Here is a 25,349-nt window from a genome sequence, read left to right as displayed (position 1 = left end):
TGGGCCGCAGGGACCGCTGCGGGATGGATTCCGGGCTCGCGAGGTCGTCGCTCCCCGGAATGACGAGGAGGGGCTGCCCCCGGCTATCCACGCTGAATTTACCGAAAAAGCCTGTGCATGGCTGGCCAGCGGTCCGAATTGCTTTGATTCGTCACCCGGCCGTGCTATCGACCCGCGTCAACCCCACCGATGGGCTCCGATTCTCCGGCGATGCCGCAAGGTACGCCGAGGGCGGCGCTCATCCATAGCTATTTGCGGCAGGGCCGCAGGAAGGAGTTGGCAGATGGCCACGGTGCAAGTTCAAGGCATCCGCGAAGCCCTTACGTTCGACGACGTGCTGTTGAAGCCAGGCCTCTCGGACGTCATGCCGGGCGAGGTCGACATCCGCTCCCGCGTCACCCGCGCCATCCCGCTCAACATCCCGATCATGGCCTCCGCCATGGACACCGTGACCGAGGCCCGCATGGCGATCGCCATGGCGCAGGCCGGCGGCATCGGCGTCATCCATCGCAATTTCGACCCCGAAGGGCAGGCCGCCCAGGTCCGCCAGGTCAAGCGCTACGAGTCGGGCATGGTGGTGAACCCGCTCACCATCAGCCCCGATGCCACGCTCGACGATGCGCTGAAGCTGATGAGCGATCACGGCATCTCCGGCATTCCCGTCGTCACCGGCGCAGGCAAGTCCACGCCGGGCAAGCTGGTCGGCATCCTCACCAACCGCGACGTGCGGTTCGCCACCGACCGTCGGCAAAAAGTCTCCGAGCTGATGACGCATGAAGGTCTCGTCACCGTGCGCGAGAACGTCAGCCAGGACGAGGCGCGGCGGATGCTGCACCAGCATCGCATCGAGAAATTGCTGGTGGTCGATGAGCAATATCGCTGCGTCGGCCTCGTCACCGTGAAGGACATGGAGAAGGCGGTCGCCCATCCGCTCGCCTGCAAGGACGCGCAGGGCCGCCTCCGCGTCGCCGCCGCCACCACCGTCGGCGACACCGGCTTCGAGCGCACCGAGCGGCTGATCGACGCCGGCGTCGACCTCGTCGTCGTCGACACCGCACACGGCCATTCGCGCCACGTGCTGCACGCGGTGAACCGCATCAAGCGTCTCTCCAACTCGGTGCAGGTCGTCGCCGGCAACGTTGCGACCACAGAGGGCGCGCAGGCGCTGATCGACGCCGGCGCGGACTGCATCAAGGTCGGCATCGGTCCGGGCTCGATCTGCACCACGCGCATCGTCGCCGGTGTCGGGGTGCCGCAGCTCACCGCGATCATGGATGCGGTCGAGGCGGCGAAGAAGTCCGACATCCCCGTCATCGCCGATGGCGGCATCAAGTTCTCCGGCGACCTCGCCAAGGCGCTCGCCGCCGGCGCCGACATCGCCATGGTCGGCTCGCTGCTGGCCGGAACCGACGAGACGCCCGGCGAAGTGTTCCTGTGGCAGGGCCGCTCCTACAAGGCCTATCGCGGCATGGGCTCGGTCGGCGCGATGGCGCGCGGTTCGGCCGACCGCTACTTCCAGCAGGACATCAAGGACACGCTCAAGCTCGTCCCTGAAGGCATCGAGGGCCAGGTGCCCTACAAGGGCCCGGTCGGCAACGTCATGCACCAGCTCGCCGGCGGCTTACGCGCCGCGATGGGCTATGTCGGCGCGCGCGATTTGAGCGAGCTGCATTCCAAGGCCCAGTTCGTCCGCATCACCGGCGCGGGCCTGCGCGAAAGCCACGTCCACGACGTCACGATCACGCGCGAGGCGCCGAACTATCCGGGCGGGGGTTAGGTCGCTTCGCTCGATCGCTCCGCTCTCTCCTTCGTCATGGCCGGGCTTGACCCGGCCATCCACGTCTGGCGGCTCGCTCTGTGGCCCGTGGATGCCCGGGTCAAGCCCGGGCATGACGACGGAGAATGAGGCGTCGGCTTTCTCAAATTCGCCAATGCGACAAACGCGAGCGACGAAGCGCTCCACCGGTTTTGTATTGACGCGCTCCGCTCCCTCCGCTTCGCTCGCGCCGAAGAAACTCAGGAGGAAGCCATCATGTCCCAAGGCAAGCGCATCGTTCTCGCCGCGCGTCCCGTCGGTGAGCCCAAGCCGTCCGATTTCCGCATCGAGGAATTCGCAGTCCCAGCGCCGGGGCAGGGCGAAGTCCTGCTGCGCACGATCTGGCTGTCGCTCGATCCCTACATGCGCGGGCGCATGAGCGAGGGGCCGTCCTACGCCGCGCCGGTGCCGATCGGCGGCGTGATGGAGGGCGAGGCGGTCAGCGAGGTCGCGGCCTCCAACAATCCTGATTTCGCGGTAGGCGACATCGTGCGCATCCGCTCGGGCTGGCAGACGCATGCGATCTCCAGCGGCAAGGGCCTGATCAAGGTCGATCCCAAGCTCGGCCCGATCTCGACCTCCATCGGCGTGCTCGGCATGCCCGGCATGACCGCCTATACGGGGCTGCTCGACATCGGCAAGCCTCAGGAAGGCGAGACCGTCGTCGTGGCCGGCGCCTCCGGTGCGGTCGGCTCGGCCGTCGGCCAGATCGCCAGGATCAAGGGCGCACGCGCTGTCGGCATTGCCGGCGGCAAGGACAAGTGCGACTACGTCGTGAAGGAGCTCGGCTTCGACGCGTGTCTCGATCATCGCGAAACCGATTTTCCGGCCAAGCTGAAGTTCGCCTGCCCGAAGGGCATCGACGTCTATTTCGAGAATGTCGGTGGCGCCGTGTTCGAGGCGGTCTTCCCGCTGCTCAATCCGTTCGCGCGCGTGCCGGTCTGCGGCCTGATCGCCCATTACAACGACACCGAGGCCAAGCCGCCGAAATGGGCCGCGTCCATGATGCGCGCGACCCTGACCAAGCGGCTGACCTTCCGCGGCTTCATCGTCTCCGACTTCGCCGCACGCCACGGTGACTTCCTGCGCGACATGTCGGGCTGGGTCCGCGAGGGCCGGGTGAAGTACAAGGAGTTCGTCACCGAGGGCCTGGAGAGCGCGCCGGGCGCCTTCATGGGCCTGCTGAAGGGCGCCAATTTCGGCAAGCAGCTGGTCCGGGTCGGGCAGGATAGGGCTTAGCTGCAAAGCCTGATTTGGCTGCAATCCAGCGCCTTTCGCGGGCTGGATGGTTAAAAAAGAGTCACCGATCGGCCACACCTGCCGGCAAAAGCCGCTTGTGTGACCGTCGGTTCATTGACGAGCCGGCGAAGGCATTGAATCATCGCGCATATTTCAGGTGCTGCGATGTTAGAGATTGGTATTTTCTGCGTAATCCTTCTGGCCGCCGGCTATTGGACGACCTTGTTCGTCATGGGCCGCCGCGACGACGTCATCCATGGCAAGTTCGTCCACGCCGACGACGAGAGCGACCTCAGCCAGCCTTCGATGCCGGCGCCACGGCCGCCGTTCCCGAAGCGTCCGGTCAAAGCTGCGCGACCCGCTGATGTCCAGCCTGCCAATGTTCAGTCCGGCAATATTCAATCTGGCAAGGCTGAGGCCAAGCCGGTGAACAGCGAGGCGCTGCAATCCTTGCTGGCCGCGATCCAGCAGGATCTCAAGAGCGTCGCGTAAGCCGCAACCCTCAGACGCTGCCGCGCTCGACCAGGAACAAGTCGACCGCAAGCCGCTGTTCGGCTGGCGGCGCACCGGCAAGCCGTGCCAGCAGCAGTTCGCCCGCGATGCGCCCCACGGCCGCTGCGTCGAAGGAGATGGTGGTGAGACCGGGCGTGATCTGATCCGCCACGTCGTTGTCGCCGAAGCCGAGCAGCGCGAGATCGCGCGGCACCGACAGGCCGCGCGCGCGGGCCTCGATCAGCGCGCCGGTCGCGAGCAGGTCGTTGGCGCAGAACACGGCATCGACGCGGTCGCCGCGATCGAGCAGGGCGGTGAAGGCGGCGCGGCCATCGACGAGCCCCGTGATCTCGCCGACCCCGATCTCGTGGACGATATCGAGGCCCAGTTGCGCCGCCGCCGCGCGAAACCCGTCGCGGCGGAGCGCGCCACGGCCGCTGCTGCGTCCGATGAAGGCGACGCGGCGATGCCCGGCGTCCGCAAGACGCCGTGCCGCCATCGCGCCGGCATCGGCATTGGGCAGGCCAACCAGCATGTCGATGGGATCGCGCGGATACGCCCAGGTCTCGATCACGGGAATGCCGAGCTCCTCGAGCGCGGCGCGGTTCTCCTGGAGCTCGATCACGCCGGTGAACATCACCGCGGCCGGCCGGATGCCGCGCAGCGACTGGATCATCGCGACTTCCTTGGCATAGGAGTAGGAGGTCTGGCCGACCAGCACCTCAAAGCCTTCCGGCTCCAGCGTGGCGGCGAGACTGCGCACGGCGAGCCCGAATTGCTGGCTGAGGATGTTGGAAACGAAGGCCACCACCACGTTGGACCGCCCCGAGCGCAGCGCGCGCGCATGCGGGTTGGAGGCATAGCCGGTCGCCTCGATCACCTCGAGGATGCGGTCGCGGGTGTCGCGATTGACCTTCTCGGGATGGCGCAGCACGCGTGACACCGTGATCGGCGACACGCCGGCGCGCTCCGCCACCTCCTCGATGCGCGGCGGTCGTCCGGTCGCGCTCGCCCGGCCGGGCGGCGCCGGAATGCGCACCACGTCGTCGTAGCTCGGCTTCACCGGATCGGTCATCGAATCCCTGGAGAGAACGACGCTAGGTTAGCGCATGATGAGATCGGGTCGTATTGCAACCGCGCCGAAGGTGCGCTCCCTCCCCCGCTTGCGGGGGAGGGCTGGGGAGAGGGTGTCTCCGCAATCGAGAACCCCCAAGAGGAGACAGCCCTCACCCGGCGCTTCGCACCGACCTCTCCCGCAAGCGGGAGAGGTGCAGCGAGTGTGCGGCCAAAGTTCACCGCACCATGACCTCGTCGCGCGCGAGCGCGCGGCCGACCTGGACCAGGCAGTCGCCGCTCTGGCTGTCGGTGTGCAGGCGTTGCGAGATCACGATGCCGTCGGCGGGGAAGCGCAGCACCTCTTCCGGCAGCTCGGGGCGCTCGAAATCATGATACCAGCCGGCAACGTCGCCGGCCGCAACCCGCGCGCCGACCATGACCGCCGGCTCGAACCAGCCGCGCCGCGTCGCGAACACCGCCTGCGCATGGCTTTGCAGCGCCAGCAGTTCGGTGGCGCGCTCGACCGGTGCGTGCGGCCCCAGCACGGGGGCCTGGACGAGGCCGAGCGCGAGCAGCAGCCGGTCGACGGCGCGCGCGGTGAGCGCCATCGTCTGCGGCGTGACGGTGCCGCCGCCGCCGAATTCGCCGGAGAGCCCGATCGCGCCGGCGCGTGCGGCGGCCGCCATCGAGGTCGGTGCAGTGGCGCCGTTCTCGGCGACGAAGGCGAAGGGCATGCCCAGCCCCTCCATCAGGCGCAGCGCGTGGCCGAACATCTCCGGCGTGCCCTGCCGCTCGATCAGCGCGCAAGGAACATGCGCCATCGACGTGCCGCCGGAGTGGATGTCGAAGACGACGTCGTGACGCGGAAACAGCTCGTGCTCGAGAAAATGCGCCAGCCGGAAGGTCGGCGTTCCCCCGGCATCGCCGGGGAAGGCGCGATTGAGATTGCCCTCGTCGAGCGGCGAGCGGCGGCGCGCCGCCATCACCGCCGGCAAATTGGCGAAGGGCAGGATGGTGATCTCGCCCTTCACCGCCGCCGCATCGAGCCGGCGATACAGCCGCGTCAGAGTGATCTCGCCCTCATATTCGTCGCCATGATTGCCGGCCATCAACAGCAGCTTCGGGCCGGCGCCGTTCTTGATCCGGAAGATCGGGATCTTGAGCTGGTAATAGGGGGAGCGGTCGATCGAGAAGGGAATGCCGAGATGGCCGGACCATTTCTGGTCCTTCTCGAAATCGATCTCGTGGAAAAGTCCGGTATGCATGGCTTGCCTCGAGGCCGCGTCGACGCCGACGCCGGCCGAAGGTTGAAAGGATGCGCGTTAGAGCAGGGCGACGGCGGTCATCTCGACGCGGAGGTCGGGGTCGGCAAGGCGGGCCTCGACGCAGGCCCGCGCCGGCGGATTGGCCGGATCGATCCAGGAATCATAGACCGAGTTCATGGTGTCGAAGTCGGTGATGTGCGGCAGGAAGACGTTGACCGCGATGAGCTTGGAGCGGTCGGAGCCGGCCTCCTTCAGCAGCGCATCGATCTTGGCGAGCACCTGCTGGGTCTGTGACACGATGCCGGCCTTGCGGTCGTCCGCGACCTGGCCGGCGATGTGCACCAAGCCACCGGCGGCGACGGCCTGGCTCATGCGTGAGCCCACGACATAACGTTTGATCATCTGAGATTCTCCTCGTGAAGATTGGCTCCCGCATGATGCGGGAGCCGTGTGCGAGCTTACAGCGTCGGCAGCGACTGTTCTTCCTTGAACCATTTCAGCTGCAATGCGCCGAGCTTGCCGTTCAGCTTGTTGGTGAAGATGTCGGTGTTGATCCAGTTGAGCAGGTTCTGCTCGCCCTGGCGGACGCCGACATGGGCCGGCGACTGGCGGATCAGGAATTTCAGCTCGACCTCCTTGGTCGGGTTCTGCTCCTGCACCTTCAGCGCGATCGCGCTGTTCTCCGCGAACGTGTCGGCCTGGCCGGCCAGATAAGCGGCGAGGGCCGCCGGCGTGTCCTCGAATCGCACCAGCTTCACCTTCGGTGCGTTGTCGGTGAGCCAGACGTCGAGCGTCGAGCCCTTGGCTACTGCGACGCTGCGTCCGTCGAGATTGTCGGGCCTCTTGCCGGTGGCCGCGGGAAGCGATTTCGCGCCGTAGACGCCGAGATTCACCACCGCATAGGGCTGCGAGAACATCACCTGCTGGGCACGCTCCGGCGTGGCGCCGAGGCCCGCGATCAGCAGGTCGATCTTGTCGGACAGCAGGCTCGGGATGCGCGCAGCACCGGTGACCGGGACGAGCTCGAGTTTCACGCCCATGTCGGCGGCGATCAGCCGGGCGAGATCGGCGTCGAGACCTGCGATCTCGCCCTTGTCGTCCTTGAAGCCCCATGGCGCGGCATCGGTGAGGATGCCGATGCGCAGCTTGCCTGAGCCGAGCACGTCCTGGAGCTTGTCGGCTTTGGCGAGGCTGGGCGCAGCGAGTACGGCAAGCGCCGCGGCTGCGATCGTGAAGAGGGACTTCAGTGTTCTCATGACTCTCTCCTGGTGGTGGATTGGTGGACGATGTTCATTTCGACGATGCGATGAAGCTTGCGAGTTCGGGCGTCTCGGGGCTTGCGAACAGCTTTGCCGGCGGGCCCTGTTCCCAGACGCGGCCCTCGTGCATGAAGACGATGCGGTCGGCGACGTTGCGGGCAAAGCCCATCTCATGAGTGACGAGGATCATGGTCATGCCCTGCTTCGCCATCGCCTCCATCACCTTCAGCACTTCGCCGACGAGCTCGGGGTCGAGCGCGGAGGTCACTTCGTCAAACAGCATCAGGTGAGGGGCCATGGCGAGGCAGCGCGCGATCGCGACGCGCTGCTGCTGGCCGCCGGAAAGCTGCTCCGGCCAGGCGTCGATCTTGTCGGCAAGCCCCACGCGGGCGAGCACGTCCTCGGCGAGCGCGCGGGCCTTCGACTTGTCGATGCGGCCGGTCAGGAGCGGCGCGAGCGTGATGTTGCGCTCGACCTTCAGATGCGGAAACAGGTTGAAGGCCTGGAACACGATGCCGACGCGCTGACGGAACTGCTTGAGATCGCGCATCCCGGCATGGACCTTCTCCCCCTCGACGTGGATCTGGCCGCCGTCGACCGTCTCCAGCGCGTTGATGCAGCGAAGCAGCGTCGACTTGCCCGAGCCGGAGCGGCCGATGATGGTGACGATCTCGCCTTCCTCGACGTCGAGCGAGACGCCCTTGAGCACGTCGACCCGGCCGAATTTCTTGTGAACGTCGCGGATTTCAACGAGAGCCATCGAGGCGGGCCTCCAGGGAGCGGGACCAGAGCGTGATCGGCAGGCAGAGCGCGAAATAGATCGCGGCGACGAGCGCGTAGGTGAGCAGCGGCTGGAACGTCGCCGCGCTCACCACCTGGCCCGCGCGGGCGAGCTCGACGAAGCCGAGGATGGAGGCGAGCGAGGTGCCCTTGATGAGCTGGACCAGGAAGCCGACCGTCGGCGGCAGCGACAGGCGCAGCGCCTGCGGCGCGATGATGTGGCGGAACTGCTGCCAGGCCGACAGGCCAAGACAGGCGCCGGCCTCCCACTGCGTCTGTTTCACGGCTTCCAGCCCGCCGCGCCAGATCTCGCCGAGAAAGGCCGCGGTGTAGAGCGTGTAAGCGACGGTCACGGCGATCAGCGCCGGCACCTGGATGCCGAGGAACACCGGCATGCCGAAATAGAAGAAGAACAACAGGCCGAGCAGCGGCACGCCCTGGATCATCTGGATGCAGGCGGCCATCGCCCAGCGCAAGCCGGCGAAGCGGCTGATGCGGCCCATCGCGAGGCCAAGCGCCAGCGGCGCGCCGAAACCGAGCGCGAGCACGACGAGCACGACGGTCCAGCGCAGCGCGGCGAACAGCGAGACGAAATCGATGAGGGAGAACGATCGCATCGCGTGCCCTCTAGCGCCGTCGCGGCCAGCGGAAGGCGGCCGCGCCGACGATCGCAAACAGCGCCTTGAACGACATCGCCATCGCGAAATAGACGGCGCAGATCACCGCATAGACCTCGAAGCTGCGATAGGTGCGGCTCTCGACGAAGCCGGCGACGTGGAACAGCTCGTCGGCCGAGACCTGCGAGGCGAGCGAGGTGCCGAGCAGCAGGAGGACGAACTGGCTGGTGACGGCCGGATAGGCGTTGCGCAGCGCCGGCGGCAGCAGGATGTGGCGAAACACCTGCCAGCCGGACAGGCCAAGGCATTGGCCGGCTTCGATCTGACTCTTCGGCACGGAGTCGAGCCCCGACCGGACGATCTCGACCGAATAGGCGCCGAAATAGAGCGACAGCGCGACGGCGGCGGCTTCGAAGGCCGGCAGCTTCAGGCCGAAGCTCGGCAGCACGAAGAACACGATGAAGATCTGGATCAGCGACGGCGTGTTGCGGAACAGCTCGATGTAGCCGCGCACCAGCCAGCGCAGCGGCGTGATGCGTCCCCTGAGCGCGACCGCGCCGGCGACGCCGATCAGGAGCCCGAACAGTGCCGCGATCACCGTCAGCTCGAGCGTGACGATGGCCCCGTCGATGAGCTGGTTCTGATAGCGCCAGAGCGGCAGGAAATTCATCGCGCGGTCCGCTCTCAGCCGAACTGGGTGGCGAGCGCGCGCGTCACGACGCCCTCGGTGTCGAGGCCGAGGATCACGCGCCAGCGATCGAGACAGGTGCAGGGATGCGAGATGCCGAAGGCGATGATGTCGCCGACCGCAAGCGCGCCGCCGGGTGCGACGGAGAGGAATGCGTGCTGGTCGTTGAGGCGGGTGACCGCCAGGCCGTCGGCAAGGCCTTGCTGCGCGACGCCGTCCCGGAACACCCGCAACGGCACCGGCAGTCCCTGATCGAAGGAGGCATCGCGCATGCCGAAGCCCGCGATCGCGAGCCCGGTCTCGGGCCGCGACAGCACCTCGGCCCACAGCGTCAGGGCAGGACGAAAGCTTTCCGCCGCGGAATGTCGCGTTCCCGCGATGACGAGACCGCCGCGCCGGTCGAGCTCGGTGAAGGCGCGCGCATAGACGCCGTGATCGGCAAAGAACAGCGCGCCGGAGCGAAGGATTACGGTGGCGTTGCCATCAGCCTGCGCGGCCGGCGCGAGCGCCCGCGCCACGATGTCGAAATAGGCCGATCCGCCCGCGCTGATGATCAGTTTGCGGCCCGGGGCGGCTGCGCGCACCAGCGCGAATGTCTCGATGGTGCGTTCCATCAGCGCCGCGATGGCGCGCAGGGTCTCGTCGGCATCTTGTGTTGCGGCTGCGCCCTCGTAGGTGGCGACGCCACCGAGCGCCAGCCGATCGGCGGCGACCACGGCTGCGGTGGTTGCCTCGATCGCGGCGCGGTCGCGCGCGCCGGCCMGGCCGGCGCCGAGCTCGACCAGCACGGACAATTCGCGGCGCTCCGCAATCCGCGCCGCCTCGGCCAGTGCCGCGACCGCGGCCGGCGAATCCGCAAACGCATGAAATTCGACATCGGGGTACGCGGCGAGCAGCGCGCCGAGCCGCCGGCCGGCCGCGAGCCCGCCGATCTCGTTGGCCAGCAGCAGGCGCCGCTCGCCGTGGGCGAGCAGCACCGCGGCCTGCTGGATATTGGCGACCGTGGTGCCCCAGGCGCCGGCCTCGCGCAGCGAGCGGGCCAGCTCCGGCGACATCGGCGTCTTGGCGTGCGGCGCGACGCTGACGCCGGCGCTCGCGCACCAGCGCAGGAAGAGGTCGCGATTGGCCGCGAAGGCGGCCTCATCGAGGGTGAGGGCGGGGAGGGCCAGATCGCCGTGGGCCGGCGACCAGCGCTGGTTTCCGATCTCCTCGGCGGGCAGGCCGTCGACCAGGGGGATGCCCCGAATGGCCGTCGACAGGCGCAGGGCGCCCCACCGGGAAATGGACTGCATTGTCACTCCGTCTGCGGCCCTCGACCGCCGGCGGTGACGATATGTGCAAATGACAACGTTGTCATTAGCGTCTTTTAGTCATTTTCGGACCAAGATCGATGCATTGAGGTATCAAGGTAAGGATGAGTGCCCGTGGACCAGGCTAATGCGCGCCCATCTGGGCGAGCAGCTCTTCGATGTCGATATCGACTTGGCCGGCCGCCCGGACGTGCCGGACCTCGAAACTTTCGGGCTGGAAGCGGTACTCGACCAGGCCCGTCTCCTTGATCGCGATCCGGTCCTGGCGCGCGTCATTGATCTTGAACCCGGCCGACGGCGCCCAGACATGACGCGTGTGGCGATAGGTGAAGTCGCGCCGCTGGTGCACGTGGCCGCTGGCGATCAAACGTAGGTCGACCGTCGAGAACATCTTGATCAGCCGCGCCCGCGCCGGCTGCGGCACGTAGCGGATCGAGGTCTCCGGCAGTTCGGGATCGTCGGGCAGGTTGAGGAACAGCGGCTTGTGTACGAACAGCGCCACCGGCCTGCCGTTCACGCGCGAAACTTCCGAGGCCAGCCAGTCGAACTGTTCAGCCTCGAAGGCCAGCCCTGAATTCATCACCAGCGAATTGAGGCCGATGAAGCGCCAGCCGGCGGCTTCGAACGACCAATGGTCGTCGCCGATGATGTCGCGGAATTGCTGGCGGTGCGCTTCCTCGACCGGCGGCTTGGGCGCCGGACCGATTGCGGTGGGATTATCGCCGATGTCGTGATTGCCTGGCAGGTAGCGGCAGGCGACGGGCAGGGCGTCGTGCAGGCCCCTGGCGAATTCGACATCGTCGCGGCTGGTCGGCCCGTCGAACGAGACGTCGCCGGTGTTGATGACGAGATCGGGCCTATCAGCGTCGATATGCTCGCTGACGCGATGGAAGTTTGCGATCAGGCCGGGAAAGCGTTGGCCGAGATGGGTGTCGGAAATCTGCGTCAGGCGAAATTCGGACATGGAGCAAAGCATAGCCCGGCCAAGCGTCGGAACGATGACGGCGCGCGCACGATCCGCGATCGAACAATGTTTAAAGCACCCGATAGCGGATGGTGTAGGCGTCCTGCGGCGCGACGCTGCCGGCCAGCGGCGAGGCGATGCGGTCGGCGAGGTGCCAGGGGCCGAATTGCTCGGAGCGATGCGGCTCTGCGGGCAGGCGGAGGCGGAATTCGAACGTGCCTTTCCCGGGCAGGCTCACGACCAGCACCCGGTCCGCGGTGCGGTAGTTGAGCGCCACCGCGCCGCGCAGCAGCGCGCGTCCGTCGGCCAAATCAGTCACGCCATCGACAAGCGCCAGCTTCTGGTTGCGGTCGGTGTGCAGCTCGATCTGGGTGCCGGCAGCGGAGCCCAGGGTGTCCCTGGGCATGCGGATCTCGAATTCGACTGCGGGCTTGGACGGGTTGAGGCCGAGATAGGCCAGCGCGGCGTGACGCATGTCGTAGGCGACAAAGACGAACAGGACGGCCGCGGCCGTGGCGGCGAGACCGTGCCTGAGGACGTCACGCCAGGTCCGGTAGCTCATGCGGAAATAGACCGTCATCGCCAGCGCAACGGCCAGCGCGGCCGCAATGCCGGCCAGTGCCGACATCAGGATGCCGAGCTGAGCCTCGGCAGATTCGCTCAAAATGCCGAGCAAGCTCGACAGGGTGTTCATGGCGGTCTCTCGCCTTGCGGCCCGCGGGGGCCGAAATCGCTTAAACTCTCGATATTTGGTCGCAAGACCGGGAACGCCGGTTCAAGTCGTTCATTGTCAGCGCCAGCAGTCGCAGCTATTGACGATCGGCGGCGTTTCGCCTCCCGGGAAAATTCCGATGTCCGTTCAGATGGTTTTGCTGCCGGTCTTTGTGCAGGTCGGGCTCACCTTCGCGCTCCTGATCGCCATGGCGCTGGGGCGCCGGCAGGCGCTCGTCTCCGGCGAGACCAAGATCCGCGACGTTGCGCTGGGCGAGCCGAACTGGTCGAAGGGCGCCACACAAATCGCCAATTGCTACCGCAACCAGTTCGAGTTGCCGGTGCTGTTCTATGCCCTGATCGCACTGGCGCTGCCGCTGCGCCATGCCGACCTCTTCATCGTGCTGATGTCCTGGGTGTTCGTGGTGACGCGCTTTGCCCATGCCGGAATCTTCGTCTCCTCGAACGATTTTGGCCGGCGCTCGACGATCTGGCTCGCGGGCGCGCTGGTGCTGCTGGCGATGTGGATCTACTTCGCGCTGAAGATGCTGTTGCTGATCTGACGGTTAGCCCTCGGATCCAATCTGAAAGATTCAAATGACTCCTGCTGCCCGGCTGTCCGCGGCCATCGAACTGATCGACACCATCGAGAGAGACCGCGTGCCGGCGGCGAAAGCGCTGAAGGAGTGGGGCACCGCGCACCGCTTTGCCGGCTCCGGCGACCGCGCCGCGATTGCCGGCCTGGTCTGGGACGTGCTGCGCCGCTACGCCTCGAGCGCGTTCCTGATGGACGCCGACACCGCGCGGGCGCGGCTGATCGGCATGCTGCGCCTCGAGCGCGACATGGACACCGCCACCATGGCCGCGCTGTTCGACGGCAGCCGGTTCGCGCCAGCGCCGCTGACGGAGGCCGAGCAGGCGGCGCTCGCCTCCCGGTCCCTGAAGGACGCGCCGGCTGCGGTGGCCGGCGACTATCCCGAATGGCTCGATTCCCATCTGGCAAAAGTGTTCGGCGAGGACCGCGCGGCGGAGGCGGCCGCGATGGCGAGCCGGGCCCCGCTCGATTTGCGCGTCAACACGCTAAAGTCCAATCGCGACAAGGTGCTGAAGGCGCTTGCTCATCTTCATGCGCAACCGACGCATTGGTCGCCAACCGGTCTGCGCATCGCGCTTTCGGCCGATGCGCGCAATCCCGGCATCCAGGCTGAGGAGGATTTCATCAAGGGCGCCGTTGAAGTGCAGGATGAGGGATCGCAGCTTGCGGCCCAGTTCACCGCGGCAAAACCCGGCGAGCAGGTGATCGATCTCTGTGCGGGGGCCGGCGGCAAGACGCTGGCGCTCGCAGCCCAGATGCAGGGCAAGGGCCGGCTGATCGCGACCGACAGCGACAAGCGGCAACTTGCTCCCATTCACGAACGCCTGTCGCGCGCCGGCGTGCACAATGCCGACGTCCGCACGCCCAAGGGCGAGGCCGATACGCTCCAGGACATCCACGCCTCGGCCGATCTCGTCGTCATCGACGCCCCCTGCACGGGAACCGGCACCTGGCGCCGCAATCCCGATGCCAAATGGCGCATGCGCCCCGGCGCGCTGGAGATCCGCCTGAAGGACCAGGCCGAGGTGCTGGAGCGCGCCGTGCCGCTGGTGAAGCCGGGCGGCCGCATCGCCTACATCACCTGCTCGGTGCTAGCGGAAGAGAACGGCGAGCAGGTGAGGGCGTTCGTCGCTCGCCATCCCGCGTTCTCGGTTGTGCCACCCGAGCAGATCGCGAGCGTGCTCTGGGACAAGGCCGAGGAGTTTGCGCAGGCCGCGCTGCAATCCGACGAGGGCTGGCTGATGACGCCGCGGCGGACCGGCACGGATGGGTTCTTCGTCTCGGTGCTGAAGAAGACTGGCTGAACTCGCGCCATCATTCCGGGGCGCCCGAGGGGCGAGCCCGGGAATGACGGCGCAAACGAAAGCCCCGCCACCGATATCTCGGGGGCGGGGCCTGGGTATTCCTACGACCTGCCGGTACGTCCGCGGTCAGATCGCGAGATGCGCGGCGAACTAGCCGGCGCGGAGGTTGTCAGCCGAGGACTTGCCGCTGCGGCGGTCCGCGACGATGTCGAACGAAACCTTCTGACCCTCGTTGAGGGTGCTCAGACCAGCGCGTTCAACCGCGCTGATGTGAACGAAGACGTCCTTGTCGCCGTTGTCCGGCTGGATGAAACCAAAACCCTTTTGGTTGTTGAACCACTTCACGGTGCCCATTGCCATAGTCATTTCCTTTCATTGACGATGCACTCAGGGGGACAAATGCGCAATCGCTTGCGCCCATCGTCCCGGTTGGTCGATTTTGGAGAAATACCTGAAACGTGCTCGTCCATTGGAAATGAGACGGAGCGGCCCAGTCGTTCGGCCAAGGATCGATGATCACAATCTAGCGATTTTTTGGGGCAACTTCAAGGCAGCACGCGCTCGTCGCGAGCGCGGCACGGTTTTCTATTTTGCGGTGCAAACGTGCCCGCCAGCGGTTCCGTCAATCCACGATGAAGAGCGTCGCGCCCACAGCCGTCGACGACCGGTGCGCGGCGTCGCCGAAATCCGAGACCTGGTAGCTCATCCCCGCCGTCAGCTTGAATTTGCGCCCGTCGCGCAGCTCGCTGTCAAGCTCGCCTTGCAGCACGTAGAGCACGTGGCCGCGGTCGCACCAGTGATCGGCGAGATAACCCGGCGAATACTCGACCATCCGCACCCGGAGATCGCCGATGTTCAGCGTCCGCCACTGGGCTTGACCGGTCTCGCCTGGATGCGTCGTCGGCTCGACCTTGCTCCAGTCGGTGACGGTGAAGGGGGAGGTGGGGAGTTTCATGGGGAATCCTATGTCAGAGCCGGCAGTGCTTCTGTTATCGCACGCCGTCGCCGCAGTCTCCGTCATTGCCAGCGCAGCGAAGCAATCCAGTGATGCAGCCGTGGAGGCAGTCTGGATTGCTTCGCTGCGTTCGCAATGACGAGCTTGAGGCACGCTCGTGCCTCACTCTCGGTGTCATCGCCCGCCTTGTGCGCACTTGCGCACTGGGGCGGGCGATCCAGTACTCCGAGACGTCCGTGGTTGATCGAGAAGCCGCGGCGTACTGGATTCCCCGCCTTCGCGGGGAATGACGGCGGTGGACGAGGCGCTCACTGCACCAGATGATTCGCCGATCCCTGCACAATCAGCCCCGCGGCGTTGACCCGCAGATACTCGCAGATCCGCTTGCCCCGCTCGTTCGCGTAGAACACCACGACGCTGTCCGGGCTGACGAACACATCGATCAGCGAGAAATGCAGCTCCGGCACCAGCCCGAGCGCGTTGCCCCAATAGGCCCGAAGCGCGTCCTTGCCGCGCACGGTGCCGCTGGCGTCGAACCCCAGCGCGGGGATCCGGTCCGAGGTCATCTCCGCGGCCTCGTCGTAGAGCGTGAGCACGCGCTCGAGGTCGCGCGCATTCCAGGCTTCGACCCAGGTCCGGCCGAGGGCTGCGAGCTCGGATGGCTGATGGTGCTGTGGCATGGTTTCCTCCCTGATTGGCCCCTTGGTTGGCTGCGAGGCATATTAGGTCAATAATACTTACCTATATTGATTTGTCCATGCCCAAAGAAGAATGTGGGCGCGCGCGCCGCGCGGTTGCGGGCGGGGGCATGGTCGCGTATTTGCTTGCCATGACAGCAGCACAGCACGACCGCTCCGCGTCGACGCCCTCCGTGGCCTCGGCGCATGACAAGATTCTCATCGTCGACTTCGGCAGCCAGGTGACGCAGCTGATCGCGCGTCGCGTCCGCGAGGACGGCGTCTATTGCGAAATCGTCCCGTTCAACAAGGCCGAAGAAGCCTTCAAGGAGATGAAGCCGAAGGCGGTGATTCTCTCCGGCGGGCCGGAGTCGGTCCACGAGGCAGGCTCGCCCCGCGCCCCGCAGCTGATCTTCGCCTCCGGCGTTCCCGTGATGGGCATCTGCTACGGCCAGATGACCATGGCGGAGCAGCTCGGCGGCACCGTCGAGGGCGGCCACCACCGCGAATTCGGCCGCGCCGATGTCGAGGTGAAGGCGCCGAGCAAGCTGTTCGAGGACGTCTGGTCGCCAGGCGGCAAGAACCAGGTCTGGATGAGCCATGGCGACCGCATCACCAAGATGCCGCCGGGCTTTTCCGTCGCCGGCACCTCGCCGAACGCGCCATTCGCGATCATCCAGGACGAGACGCGCAAATATTACGGCCTGATGTTCCACCCCGAAGTGGTGCACACGCCCGACGGCGCCAAGCTGATCCGCAATTTCGTGCGCAAGATCGCGGGCCTCACCGGCGACTGGACCATGCGCGCCTTCCGCGAGGAGGAGATCGCGAAGATCCGCCAGCAGGTCGGCAAGGGCAAGGTGATCTGCGGCCTCTCCGGCGGCGTCGATTCAGCCGTCGCGGCCGTGCTGATCCACGAAGCCATCGGCGACCAGCTGACCTGTGTGTTCGTCGATCACGGCATGCTGCGTCTTGATGAAGCCAAGACGGTGGTCGATTTGTTCCGCCACCACTACAACATCCCGCTCGTGCACGTGGATGCGTCGAAGCAATTCCTCGGCGCACTCGAAGGCGTCACCGATCCCGAAACCAAGCGCAAGACCATCGGCCGTCTCTTCATCGAGGTGTTCGAGCAGGAGGCCAAGAAGATCGGCGGCGCCGACTTCCTGGCGCAGGGCACGCTCTATCCCGACGTGATCGAGAGCGTCTCCTTCACCGGCGGCCCCTCGGTGACGATCAAGTCGCACCACAATGTCGGCGGTCTGCCTGAGCGCATGAACATGAAGCTCGTCGAGCCCCTGCGCGAGCTGTTCAAGGACGAGGTGCGCAAGCTCGGCCGCGAGCTCGGCCTCCCCGAAATCTTCGTCGGCCGCCACCCGTTCCCGGGCCCGGGCCTCGCCATCCGCTGCCCCGGCGACATCACGCGCGAAAAACTCGACATCCTGCGCAAGGCCGACGCCGTCTACATCGACCAGATCCGCAAGCACGGCCTCTACGACGACATCTGGCAGGCCTTCGCCGTGCTGCTCCCGGTGAAGACCGTCGGCGTCATGGGTGACGGCCGCACCTACGATTTCGTGGTCGGCCTGCGCGCGGTGACGTCGACGGACGGCATGACCGCGGACTTCTATCCGTTCGACATGAAATTCCTGGGCGAGACCGCCACACGCATCATCAACGAGGTGAAGGGCGTGAACCGGGTGGTGTACGACGTGACCAGCAAGCCGCCTGGGACGATTGAGTGGGAGTGATCCGACGTCCGATATCGCAGTGTCGCGTCCCGGTATCTGTTCGAGGAGCAGCAGATCTAAGTCTTGGAGATCGATCGTTATAGTGCTCTTTGCGACCTTGAACGGTTCGGGAGGAAGACGATCATCTGGGGATTGATCCAAATCGGATCGAGTTCTAGCATCGCGTCGTGAACGCCGAACAACGAATTGAGAGTTTGGAAGCAGCGCTTGGGACCAGCTTGCCCGTGGCGTATCGCGCCTTCCTGAGGTCACACAGGGAAGAGCCATCTCGTCCGGTTCAAGTCGTCTCGACCAATCCAGACTACTGGGATGTGAGCTGCATCTTCGAAATTGGCGACGCTAAAAGTTATCTTCAGGTCGATCGTTGTTACGCACTGGTTGCCGACGTCCTTCCCGATGGGATGTTGCCGGTTGGCGAAGACCAAGGTGGTAACCTCTACCTTTTGGATTGCCGCACCGGTCCGAGCACGGGAGCCGTCTATTGGTGGGATCATGAACAGGAGCTTGGCGAGGATCGCGTCGAGTTGGTCGCGACGAGCTTCCCGGCGTTTCTCGCTGTTTTAGTCCCCGATTCGTAGCGGCTTCGACAGATTGGATCGCGACAGTGCATGTACGACGTGACGAACAAGCCGCCTAGGACGATTGAGTGGGAGTAACTTTTAGAGACTGAGTGTCGAGGGCACATTTTTAGGGGCTCCGTTTCGGTCGGTTCTGTACCATCATGGTCCATGATGGTATCTGGCGGCGAACCGAACGGAGAATACCTTGTTGACCGATACGGGACCTCAGAAGCTCAAGCCTGGCGAGAAGCTTTACAGGCGCGGCGACCGCGACGGCATGTACGTTGCCGTCCTGCCCATCAATAGGCGCAAGCAGATCTGGGAAAGTGGCGACCACACGATCAAGGTGGTGCATTGATGCGCGCTGCGTTGAAAGTGGTGATGGCCGCAATATTTGCTATGCCGGCTGCGGTGGCTCTGGCGAAGTCTCCGGACTGCGCGAGTTGGCCCACGAACATGGCCCTCACGCACCTCAAGAACGCCGGCCTGATTGATATCCCATCAGTGATCGAGGCGCAGACCAAGGCCGTTCGTCTCGCATCCGAAAAGATCGGCAAAGACCTCTACCAGCAGGTTTACGACATCACGTTTCACACCAAGGATGGCAAGACGATCGAGGTCATCACGAAAAGCCAGGCATCAAGCGAGGAATGTTCGATGAGCGGCGTCGACGTCTACGTGGTCTCGAAGAAAATCGGCGGGTCGGCAGAGCAGCCATCTGAGGGCACGACTAAAAAGTGATCCGGCTGCACCGAAAGCTCAAGAACTGTAATTGACCCGCAGCGCACCCCCAGGCGATAGAGAATATTCGGTCGCGCGCCGCTCGAAGAAGTTAGTGCGCGCGACCGGTTCTCGGTGTCAATCCCACGGTCGTCGATCGATTACTGCTCCTTCCTGAACAAATCCTGGAAGATGAGCGGACCCCAAACGCGGCCGCGGGCGTGCACCAGCGCGCCACCCTCGTTGAGCTTGCCCAGCTTGACGGGTGCGAAGCCGAGTTGCTTGGCCAAGGCCGCCACGGGAGCGGTCGCGTCCTCGTCGTCGCTCGAGAGAAAGACGACCCGGTGGCCGCCCTCGACGACCGGATCGGCCGCCAGTTTGGTCGCACCCAAATGATTGAAGCCTTTCACGAGCCTGGCACCGGTGAACGCTTTCGCGACGACGGCGGAGGACAGAAGACCGTCCAGCTCTTCTCCAAACCCGTTGGTCGCGTCGATGATCGTCTTGCCTTTCCAGCTCGGCAGCGCCTTCGCAACTTCGCGATGCTCCCCGAACGGGACTGCCAGGATGATGGTGTCGGCCTCGAGTGCGTCCCACAGCGACCTGGCGACGACCGTGGGGCCGATCGCCCGAGCCTGCGGCGCCAACGCCTCGGGCGGCCGGCGGCTCGCGACTGATACCTCGATGTTCTTGCGGGCGAAGGCATGGGCGAGGGCCTGGCCTATCTTGCCGAATCCTATGATTGCGTAGCTCATAATGCTCCTCCTTTTTCAGATGGCCGAGAAGCCGCCGTCGACGGACAACTCCACCCCGTTCACGAAGCTCGAATCGTCTGACGCCAGAAACAGCGCGACCGCCGCGATTTCCTCGGGACGACCCATCGTTCCCCTGGGGATCAGGGATTCGAACATCCGCTTCGCTTCCTCGGTGAGAACCTGGTCCTGCATCGGTGTGGCGATCGGCCCCGGGCTCAGCACGTTCACCCGGATATTCCGGCCCTTCAGTTCGTTGAGCCAGGTGCGTGCGAATGAGCGCAACGCCGCCTTGCTCGCCGCGTACACGCCGTAGCCGGGAAAACCTTTCACCGACGCAACCGACCCGGTCATGAAGATCGACCCGCCATCGCGAAACAGCGGCAGCGCCTTCTGAACCGCGAACAGCGTGCCGCGCGTGTTCAGGCCGAAGGTCGCATCGAAATGCTGCTCGGTGATCTCGCCCAGCGGGACGGCTTCGCCCATGCCGGCGCTGGCGTACAGGACGTCGATCTTGCCCTTGTCCCGCTTGACCGTGTCGAACAGGCGGTCGAGGTCGTCGAGATTGGCTGCGTCGCCGCGCACGCCGGTCACGTTCCGGCCAATCAGCCTGACGGCCTCGTCGAGCGCTTCCTGCCTCCGGCCCGTGATGAAGACATAGGCGCCTTCTTCAACGAACCGCCTGGCGCTCGCCAGCGCCATGCCGCTCGATCCACCCGTGACGACTGCGATCTTACCTTCAAGCTTTCCCATGACTTCCTTTCAGACTCCGTCTTCGGTCGTTCGGGGACGCCCCCGAGAGGCTCGACATAGGTCCGCGGGAGGCATGCGTTGAGTGCGGAAGCGCGCACATCGGTGGTGCGAAATCGATCCGGCTGGGCGGCCGACGCCAGCCGCGACGATCGGTATCCGCGGTTCGGAATTGGGCCACGCTCGTCGGCACAGGCTGTGAAGACTGCCTGTACTGCTGTTCGATGTGTTAGGTACGGGCTTTGGAAGGCGCACCGCGCGGTGCGGGATTGCACCATGATCGACTGGGACGACGTTCGCTATTTTCTTGCCGTCGCGCGCGGCGGCTCGGTGCGGGCTGCCGCCGAGCGCCTCGGCGTGAACCACGCGACCGTGCTGCGACGCATCGCCCAGCTCGAGGAACGCCTCGGGGTCCACATGTTCGAGAAGTTGCCGTCGGGCTATCGCCTGACGGCTGCGGGCGAGGAGGTCCTCGAGTTCGCGGACCAGATGGAAGCGTCGTCGCACCAGCTGGAGACGCGCGTCTTTGGGCGCGACCAGAGCGTGCGCGGGCGTCTGCGGGTGACGCTGGCGCCGCCGCTTGCGACTCACCTGCTCATGCCTGATTTCGCCGATTTCGCGCGTCAGCATCCTGACATCGAGATGGAGATCCTGTCGTACGGCGAGCTGGCAAATCTGACCAACCGGGAGGCCGACGTGGCGATCCGCGTCGTCTACGACCGCAAAACCCTGCCGCTCAATCTTCACGGCCTGAAGGGACCGGAGGTGTTCGGCGGCGTCTACATGTCCCGGGATCGACTGGCCGCGTGGCGTGCCGGCGCGCCTGATCCTGTCAGGTGGATCGTCATCAGCATTCACGGAATTCCGGATTGGGCCAGCGCGGGTGAGGTTCGCACCGCCGAGGTTCCGTTCAGGGTCACAGATGCCGGAGCGCAGATCGTTGCCGTACGGCAAGGGCTCGGGATCACGACACTGCCGTGCTTCGTCGGCGATGCCGACCCCCTGCTGGTGAGGGTGCCGGGCACCGGCCTGCACATGTACGGAACGCTCTGGCTTCTCACACAGGGCGAGACACGCAAGACCAAGCGCGTGCGGCTCTTCACCGAGTTCGTATCCCGCAGGCTCGCCGCGTATGCGCCGCTTCTCGCGGGGCTGTCCGTATCGCGCGACTGACGCGGCGTCATACTAAGGCGATGTTGCGTCAGCAATAGCAGGCGATCGTTCTCGCGTTGCCATGCAGGATGAACCGTCTCACCAGATGAACGGAATCAGGCGCCGGCGCACACGGCGCGCGTAGTCGTCATAGCCCTCGAGGCCCGCGCGCAGCGTCTGCTCCTCGACGCCGATCCGGATGCCAAACAAGAGGGCGAGGATGGGGACCGTCGCAAGTCCCCACCACGAGCCGAGCACGAGCGATGTCCCGGCGATGTAGAAGAGCGTGCCGAAATACATGGGATGGCGGACGATGGCATAGGGGCCTGTTGTGATGACCGCCTGCCCGCGGTCCCTTTGCAGTTTCACGACCGGCGCCGCGAAGCTGTTCGTGCGCATGGTCCAGTAAATGAACAACATCGCCGCCAGGAGGAGCCCGCAGCCTGCCCACTGCACGGAAGATGGCATTGCTGACCAGCGCCAGCGCGCCGCATCTGCCGCCATGAAGCCCATTCCTCCAAATATGAGGAGCAGGATTGGGACGAGAATCAGCTTGTCCGCGAGCGGCTGATCTTTCTGTACGGGCGGCTTGAGGCGCTCTCTGAGCAGGCTCGGATCGACCCGCGCCATGGTTGTTCCAAACACGACCGAGAGCCCGACCATCACTCCGAGATAGAACCACCCGCCGGTGTAGTCCGTCGTGCCTGCAGCACCAAAGATGATCGCGCCCATGAAGGCGAACCAGACGATCGTTTGGACGATGAGATTTAGTACGAGACCCATCTTTCTGCCTTTCCCGTCGAAGGTTCGGAGTCTTCCGCACGGTCAGCGCCGCTGCGGGATTCCTCATTGCCGTCGTCGGCCGCGCGTCCAGCGGCTGATGGCGTCCTCCATGGCGCCGCGCATGACCCGATAGAAGTCGGCCATCTCCCTGAGACGCGCGCTTGCCGCCTTGGACGCAGCTATTTCAGCCCCGGCGTTCAACTGCCCGGCCAACGCGTCGAGCAGACGATTCTGCTGCCGGACCATGACTTCGTAGTCGTCTGCTACGGCATAAAGCGCGCGTTTCGTCCCAGGTTCGCTATGGCGACGCGCCAGCGTGTAACTCTCCAACAGTCGAGCGGCGACGCTTGCGCTGCTCTTGCTGATCCCGAGGTCTTCGGTGATCTGATCGAGGCTGACGGGGCGAGGGCAGAGAAGCAAATAGCCATAGAGACGGGCGGCGACGGGCGGTACGCCCCAGGGCGTGAGCAGCCGTGCCACGTCCTCTGTGAACCGCTGCTCGTCCCTGCTGGTTTTGTTTGACATATTCGGCATATCCCGAATATATAGAATTAAAGGCCGGCTGCAAGTGTCAAGCGGGGGCTCATGCCTCCCTGTCAGTGCGCTGTTGCCCGTGTTTTGCAGGATCGGCATCATGTCGCCGGCGTTCACGCTTCGGCGGGAGCCATAGCACCATGACGGTCGTCGAGCAGAAAACCGTGGCGTGCCTCGGATCGAGCAGCACGGCAGGCAAAGGGCAGGCCTTCGACTGGATCGCCGAGCTGCGCACCCGGCCGCGCAATGCGCAAGTTGAGTTCGAGAACTTCGGTGTCGGTGGTGACCTGGCCTACAATGCGCTCAAGCGATTGCCTGCGGTGCTTGCCTGTCGTCCCGGCAAGGTCGTCGTTTGGGTTGGTGGCAACGATGTCCTCGCCCTCGTGTCAAGGCGGGCGCGGCGCTTCTTCTCGATTTCGAAGCACCTTCCATGCGCCCCGTCGCCTGGCTGGTTCCGCGAGAACCTCACCGAACTGGCCCGCAGGCTGAAGAGCGACGCGGCTGCAGATATCGGGCTTTGCTCACTCTGCCCGATCGGCGAGAACCTGGATTCGGAGGACCCGTTCCAGAAGGAGCTCAACCGCCGGGTCAAGGAATATTCCGATATCGTGGCTGCCGTCGCAGATGAGGAGAACTGCCGCTACATTGAACTCTATGAAGCGATCGCGGAGGAGCTTCGCGCTTCACCCGGTCAGGCATTCACGTCATTCAGTTTTTTGCCATTCTATCGTGACGCGTTCCGTGTGCTCGTGCTGCGGCGAAGCATCGACGAGGTCGCGCGCATGAATGGATGGCGTTTCCATACCGATGGCGTGCACCTGAACAGCCGCGTGGGACGGATCGTGGCGGATCGCATTCAAGAGTTCATCGACGCCTGCTAGGGTGATCCTCGAAGCGAGGTCACGAGCAAGGCACAAGGTACAATCACTGCATGATATTCAACGGAGCAGCGCCATGGACGAGCGGCAGACATCGAGCGTGATCGCAATCATTCCCTGCAACGACCTCGATGCAGCGGAGCGGTGGTGGAACAGGCTCGGCTTCTTCAGGCCGGTCGATCAAGGCTACGAAGACTATCGGATGCTGTCAGATGGTGTTGGTGGCGAGGTGCACCTGCAGCAGGCGGTGGAAGGCTGGCTCACTCCGGGGAGCAACCCGTTTGGCGTCTACGTCTACACGCCCCGGGTCCGCGGCCTGGCCGCGGCGATGTTGCCGGAGATCGCCGAGCCGAGCGGTGCGGCCGAGCACAAGCCGTGGGGCATGTATGAATTCGCGCTCAATGGCCCCGACGACCTGCTCGTCCGCGTGGGCTGGCCGTGCCGGCTGATGACGGAGTAGGTCTGGCGCTGGCGCAAGCCTCTTCGGCGCTCGATCGTCGCACCTTGTGAAGCATCTCACACGCACGTTCACACTGTGGACGACGACGAACACCTGCGGCAGGGCCCGGATCCGCTGTTAAATTAAGTATTGACTTATATAAGTCGATACCGATATCCATCGGCGTGAAACGACAGGGAGAACCGGGATGGAGATCGACGTCGCCAGGGTATTGGGGCTTGTCACGCGTTCGGTGCGCGATTTCGAGAAGGATGGGAAAGCGGCCAGCGCGGTCACGTTGACGCGGCTTTACGACACGAGCGTCGACGATCTCTGGGACGCAGTGACGAGCAAGGAGCGCATCCCGCGCTGGTTTCTGCCGGTCGAGGGAGACCTCCAGCTCGGCGGAAGGTACCAGCTCAAGGGGAATGCGGGCGGCACCATCACGGCTTGTGCGCCGCCAACTCATTTTGCAGCGACGTGGGAGTTCGGCGGGGCGATGAGCTGGATCGATGTCAGGCTGGCGGCAGAACGTAGCCAGGCACGCCTGACGCTGGAGCACACCGCGATCATCGAGGATCATTGGAGCCAGTTCGGTCCAGGCGCGGTGGGTATCGGTTGGGACCTCGCCATTGCGGGACTTGAACGATATCTTGTGACCGGGGCATCGGTCGACCACGAGACGGCCGAGGCATGGATGGGCTCTCCTGCGGGCAAGGAATTCATGACGACGAGCGGCGAGTACTGGCGCGCAGCGCATGTCGCGAGCGGGGTCGATCCGGCCTTGGCAAAGGAACGCTCAGACCGCACCATCGCTTTCTATCGCGGCGAGATGCCGCCTGACATCGCGCACCCCGGTACAGGAAGCTGATGCACGTCTTCGAGGTCCTCGCCGATCCCGTGCGCCGTCGCATCCTCGAGCTGCTCGCCCCCAGGGAGATGGCGTCCGGGGAGGTCGTGGAGGTGATCGGGGCCGAGTTCGGGATCACGCAGGCCGCCGTGTCGCAGCATCTGAAGGTGCTGCGCGAGAGCGGCTTTGCGACGGTTCGGGCGGAGGCGCAAAGACGACTCTATTCGGTCGACATTGCGGGGCTTCAGGCGGTGGATGCGTGGATCGGTCAATTCAGGAATTTCTGGGAGCCGAAGCTGGACGCGCTGGCGACCGAGATCGCGCGCGGCAAACGGGAGCGGCGTAACGCGCCGATGACCAAACGGAGCGGGAAGAGGGCCTGATCGGGGAGACCTGCGTGTCCCGCTCATTGCCAAGCGCACGGCGACGGTCACCTCGGCGCAAATGCTGGA

The 25,349-nt window shown here is 65.2% G+C and carries 31 protein-coding genes; 14 read left to right on the top strand and 17 right to left on the bottom strand.

Going from position 1 to position 25,349, the window contains the following annotated elements:
- The first annotated feature begins 283 nt into the window (after positions 1-283).
- From guaB to ACXJMY_RS07400, 3 genes are all read left to right on the top strand, one after another.
- Positions 284-1,777, top strand: coding sequence for an IMP dehydrogenase (gene guaB / locus ACXJMY_RS07410; protein ID WP_456618658.1), 1,494 nt, complete (start codon positions 284-286; stop codon positions 1,775-1,777).
- 255 nt (positions 1,778-2,032) lie between these two features.
- Entirely contained in the window at positions 2,033-3,055 is a 1,023-nt protein-coding gene (locus tag ACXJMY_RS07405; protein ID WP_456618657.1) for an NADP-dependent oxidoreductase, read from the top strand.
- A gap of 165 nt (positions 3,056-3,220) precedes the next feature.
- On the top strand, positions 3,221-3,547 hold the full coding sequence (locus tag ACXJMY_RS07400) for a hypothetical protein (protein ID WP_456618656.1): 327 nt from the start codon (positions 3,221-3,223) through the stop codon (positions 3,545-3,547).
- Between the two features lie 10 nt (positions 3,548-3,557).
- Here ACXJMY_RS07400 and ACXJMY_RS07395 read toward each other — a convergent pair whose 3' ends face one another.
- The 10 genes from ACXJMY_RS07395 to ACXJMY_RS07350 all read right to left on the bottom strand — a co-directional run bounded on the left by ACXJMY_RS07395 (position 3,558) and on the right by ACXJMY_RS07350 (position 12,180).
- Positions 3,558-4,622 carry a LacI family DNA-binding transcriptional regulator gene (locus ACXJMY_RS07395; RefSeq protein WP_456618655.1) on the bottom strand — a complete coding sequence of 355 codons (1,065 nt, stop codon included), beginning with the start codon at positions 4,620-4,622 and terminating at the stop codon, positions 3,558-3,560.
- Positions 4,623-4,839: 217 nt separating this feature from the next.
- Positions 4,840-5,868, bottom strand: coding sequence for a succinylglutamate desuccinylase/aspartoacylase family protein (locus ACXJMY_RS07390; RefSeq protein ID WP_456618654.1), 1,029 nt, complete (start codon positions 5,866-5,868; stop codon positions 4,840-4,842).
- A gap of 57 nt (positions 5,869-5,925) precedes the next feature.
- On the bottom strand, positions 5,926-6,270 hold the full coding sequence (locus tag ACXJMY_RS07385; protein ID WP_456618653.1) for a RidA family protein: 345 nt from the start codon (positions 6,268-6,270) through the stop codon (positions 5,926-5,928).
- A 56-nt stretch (positions 6,271-6,326) separates the two neighbouring features.
- Positions 6,327-7,124, bottom strand: coding sequence for a transporter substrate-binding domain-containing protein (locus tag ACXJMY_RS07380; RefSeq protein WP_456618652.1), 798 nt, complete (start codon positions 7,122-7,124; stop codon positions 6,327-6,329).
- Positions 7,125-7,158: 34 nt separating this feature from the next.
- A complete protein-coding gene (locus tag ACXJMY_RS07375; RefSeq protein ID WP_456618651.1) occupies positions 7,159-7,887 on the bottom strand; it encodes an amino acid ABC transporter ATP-binding protein in 729 nt (242 codons plus the stop codon).
- Positions 7,874-8,524: an amino acid ABC transporter permease gene (locus tag ACXJMY_RS07370; RefSeq protein WP_456618650.1), complete on the bottom strand. Its 651-nt coding sequence runs from the start codon at positions 8,522-8,524 to the stop codon at positions 7,874-7,876. Before ACXJMY_RS07370 ends, ACXJMY_RS07375 begins: the two co-directional genes overlap by 14 nt.
- Positions 8,525-8,534: 10 nt before the next feature.
- Complete coding sequence (locus ACXJMY_RS07365; RefSeq protein WP_456618649.1) at positions 8,535-9,194, bottom strand: amino acid ABC transporter permease; 660 nt, start codon at positions 9,192-9,194, stop codon at positions 8,535-8,537.
- 14 nt (positions 9,195-9,208) lie between these two features.
- Complete coding sequence (locus ACXJMY_RS07360; protein ID WP_456618648.1) at positions 9,209-10,504, bottom strand: amino acid deaminase; 1,296 nt, start codon at positions 10,502-10,504, stop codon at positions 9,209-9,211.
- A 142-nt stretch (positions 10,505-10,646) separates the two neighbouring features.
- Positions 10,647-11,486: a metallophosphoesterase family protein gene (locus ACXJMY_RS07355; protein ID WP_456618647.1), complete on the bottom strand. Its 840-nt coding sequence runs from the start codon at positions 11,484-11,486 to the stop codon at positions 10,647-10,649.
- Between the two features lie 70 nt (positions 11,487-11,556).
- On the bottom strand, positions 11,557-12,180 hold the full coding sequence (locus ACXJMY_RS07350) for an acriflavin resistance protein (protein ID WP_456618646.1): 624 nt from the start codon (positions 12,178-12,180) through the stop codon (positions 11,557-11,559).
- A 157-nt stretch (positions 12,181-12,337) separates the two neighbouring features.
- Here ACXJMY_RS07350 and ACXJMY_RS07345 point away from each other — a divergent pair, with 157 nt between their 5' ends.
- Entirely contained in the window at positions 12,338-12,760 is a 423-nt protein-coding gene (locus tag ACXJMY_RS07345; RefSeq protein WP_456618645.1) for an MAPEG family protein, read from the top strand.
- Between the two features lie 34 nt (positions 12,761-12,794).
- Entirely contained in the window at positions 12,795-14,096 is a 1,302-nt protein-coding gene (locus ACXJMY_RS07340) for an RsmB/NOP family class I SAM-dependent RNA methyltransferase (RefSeq protein WP_456618644.1), read from the top strand.
- Positions 14,097-14,246: 150 nt separating this feature from the next.
- On the opposite strand, the gene ACXJMY_RS07335 is transcribed toward ACXJMY_RS07340, so the two are convergent.
- The 3 genes from ACXJMY_RS07335 to ACXJMY_RS07325 all read right to left on the bottom strand — a co-directional run bounded on the left by ACXJMY_RS07335 (position 14,247) and on the right by ACXJMY_RS07325 (position 15,731).
- Positions 14,247-14,456, bottom strand: a complete 210-nt coding sequence (locus ACXJMY_RS07335) for a cold-shock protein (RefSeq protein ID WP_045000506.1) — start codon at positions 14,454-14,456, stop codon at positions 14,247-14,249.
- A gap of 262 nt (positions 14,457-14,718) precedes the next feature.
- A complete protein-coding gene (locus ACXJMY_RS07330) occupies positions 14,719-15,051 on the bottom strand; it encodes a DHCW motif cupin fold protein (protein WP_456618643.1) in 333 nt (110 codons plus the stop codon).
- Positions 15,052-15,359: 308 nt separating this feature from the next.
- Positions 15,360-15,731, bottom strand: coding sequence for a nuclear transport factor 2 family protein (locus ACXJMY_RS07325; RefSeq protein ID WP_456618642.1), 372 nt, complete (start codon positions 15,729-15,731; stop codon positions 15,360-15,362).
- Positions 15,732-15,880: 149 nt separating this feature from the next.
- Between ACXJMY_RS07325 and guaA the strand changes: the two genes are divergently transcribed.
- The 4 genes from guaA to ACXJMY_RS07305 all read left to right on the top strand — a co-directional run bounded on the left by guaA (position 15,881) and on the right by ACXJMY_RS07305 (position 18,780).
- The gene (gene guaA, locus ACXJMY_RS07320; RefSeq protein WP_456618807.1) at positions 15,881-17,479 is read left to right on the top strand and encodes a glutamine-hydrolyzing GMP synthase; all 1,599 of its coding nucleotides are present in this window, start codon (positions 15,881-15,883) and stop codon (positions 17,477-17,479) included.
- Positions 17,480-17,646: 167 nt separating this feature from the next.
- A complete protein-coding gene (locus ACXJMY_RS07315; RefSeq protein WP_456618641.1) occupies positions 17,647-18,057 on the top strand; it encodes an SMI1/KNR4 family protein in 411 nt (136 codons plus the stop codon).
- Positions 18,058-18,244: 187 nt separating this feature from the next.
- Positions 18,245-18,397, top strand: a complete 153-nt coding sequence (locus tag ACXJMY_RS07310; protein WP_456618640.1) for an integrase — start codon at positions 18,245-18,247, stop codon at positions 18,395-18,397.
- Positions 18,397-18,780 carry a hypothetical protein gene (locus ACXJMY_RS07305; protein ID WP_456618639.1) on the top strand — a complete coding sequence of 128 codons (384 nt, stop codon included), beginning with the start codon at positions 18,397-18,399 and terminating at the stop codon, positions 18,778-18,780. The genes ACXJMY_RS07310 and ACXJMY_RS07305 overlap by 1 nt, the downstream gene beginning before the upstream one ends.
- 140 nt (positions 18,781-18,920) lie before the next feature.
- Here the strand turns inward: ACXJMY_RS07305 and ACXJMY_RS07300 are convergent, their stop codons facing one another.
- Both ACXJMY_RS07300 and ACXJMY_RS07295 read right to left on the bottom strand, forming a co-directional pair.
- On the bottom strand, positions 18,921-19,514 hold the full coding sequence (locus ACXJMY_RS07300; RefSeq protein ID WP_456618638.1) for an NADPH-dependent F420 reductase: 594 nt from the start codon (positions 19,512-19,514) through the stop codon (positions 18,921-18,923).
- Between the two features lie 15 nt (positions 19,515-19,529).
- Positions 19,530-20,264, bottom strand: a complete 735-nt coding sequence (locus ACXJMY_RS07295) for an SDR family NAD(P)-dependent oxidoreductase (protein WP_456618637.1) — start codon at positions 20,262-20,264, stop codon at positions 19,530-19,532.
- Positions 20,265-20,537: 273 nt separating this feature from the next.
- Here ACXJMY_RS07295 and ACXJMY_RS07290 point away from each other — a divergent pair, with 273 nt between their 5' ends.
- Positions 20,538-21,434 (top strand): LysR family transcriptional regulator, encoded by an 897-nt coding sequence (locus ACXJMY_RS07290; protein ID WP_456618636.1) that lies wholly within the window; start codon positions 20,538-20,540, stop codon positions 21,432-21,434.
- Positions 21,435-21,512: 78 nt separating this feature from the next.
- Here ACXJMY_RS07290 and ACXJMY_RS07285 read toward each other — a convergent pair whose 3' ends face one another.
- Both ACXJMY_RS07285 and ACXJMY_RS07280 read right to left on the bottom strand, forming a co-directional pair.
- The gene (locus tag ACXJMY_RS07285; protein WP_456618635.1) at positions 21,513-22,196 is read right to left on the bottom strand and encodes a methyltransferase family protein; all 684 of its coding nucleotides are present in this window, start codon (positions 22,194-22,196) and stop codon (positions 21,513-21,515) included.
- Positions 22,197-22,259: 63 nt separating this feature from the next.
- The gene (locus tag ACXJMY_RS07280) at positions 22,260-22,721 is read right to left on the bottom strand and encodes a GbsR/MarR family transcriptional regulator (RefSeq protein ID WP_456618634.1); all 462 of its coding nucleotides are present in this window, start codon (positions 22,719-22,721) and stop codon (positions 22,260-22,262) included.
- 149 nt (positions 22,722-22,870) lie between these two features.
- Here ACXJMY_RS07280 and ACXJMY_RS07275 point away from each other — a divergent pair, with 149 nt between their 5' ends.
- The 4 genes from ACXJMY_RS07275 to ACXJMY_RS07260 all read left to right on the top strand — a co-directional run bounded on the left by ACXJMY_RS07275 (position 22,871) and on the right by ACXJMY_RS07260 (position 25,280).
- Positions 22,871-23,611, top strand: coding sequence for an SGNH/GDSL hydrolase family protein (locus tag ACXJMY_RS07275; protein ID WP_456618633.1), 741 nt, complete (start codon positions 22,871-22,873; stop codon positions 23,609-23,611).
- 73 nt (positions 23,612-23,684) lie between these two features.
- A complete protein-coding gene (locus ACXJMY_RS07270) occupies positions 23,685-24,068 on the top strand; it encodes a glyoxalase (protein ID WP_456618632.1) in 384 nt (127 codons plus the stop codon).
- A gap of 187 nt (positions 24,069-24,255) precedes the next feature.
- Entirely contained in the window at positions 24,256-24,918 is a 663-nt protein-coding gene (locus ACXJMY_RS07265; RefSeq protein WP_456618631.1) for an SRPBCC family protein, read from the top strand.
- Positions 24,918-25,280 carry an ArsR/SmtB family transcription factor gene (locus tag ACXJMY_RS07260; RefSeq protein WP_456618630.1) on the top strand — a complete coding sequence of 121 codons (363 nt, stop codon included), beginning with the start codon at positions 24,918-24,920 and terminating at the stop codon, positions 25,278-25,280. Before ACXJMY_RS07265 ends, ACXJMY_RS07260 begins: the two co-directional genes overlap by 1 nt.
- The last annotated feature ends 69 nt before the right edge of the window (positions 25,281-25,349 follow it).

Source organism: Bradyrhizobium sp. P5_C12, from assembly GCF_054049735.1.
The sequence above is the reverse complement of the archived record's forward strand: the minus strand, read 5'-3'. Positions and strand labels throughout refer to the sequence as shown.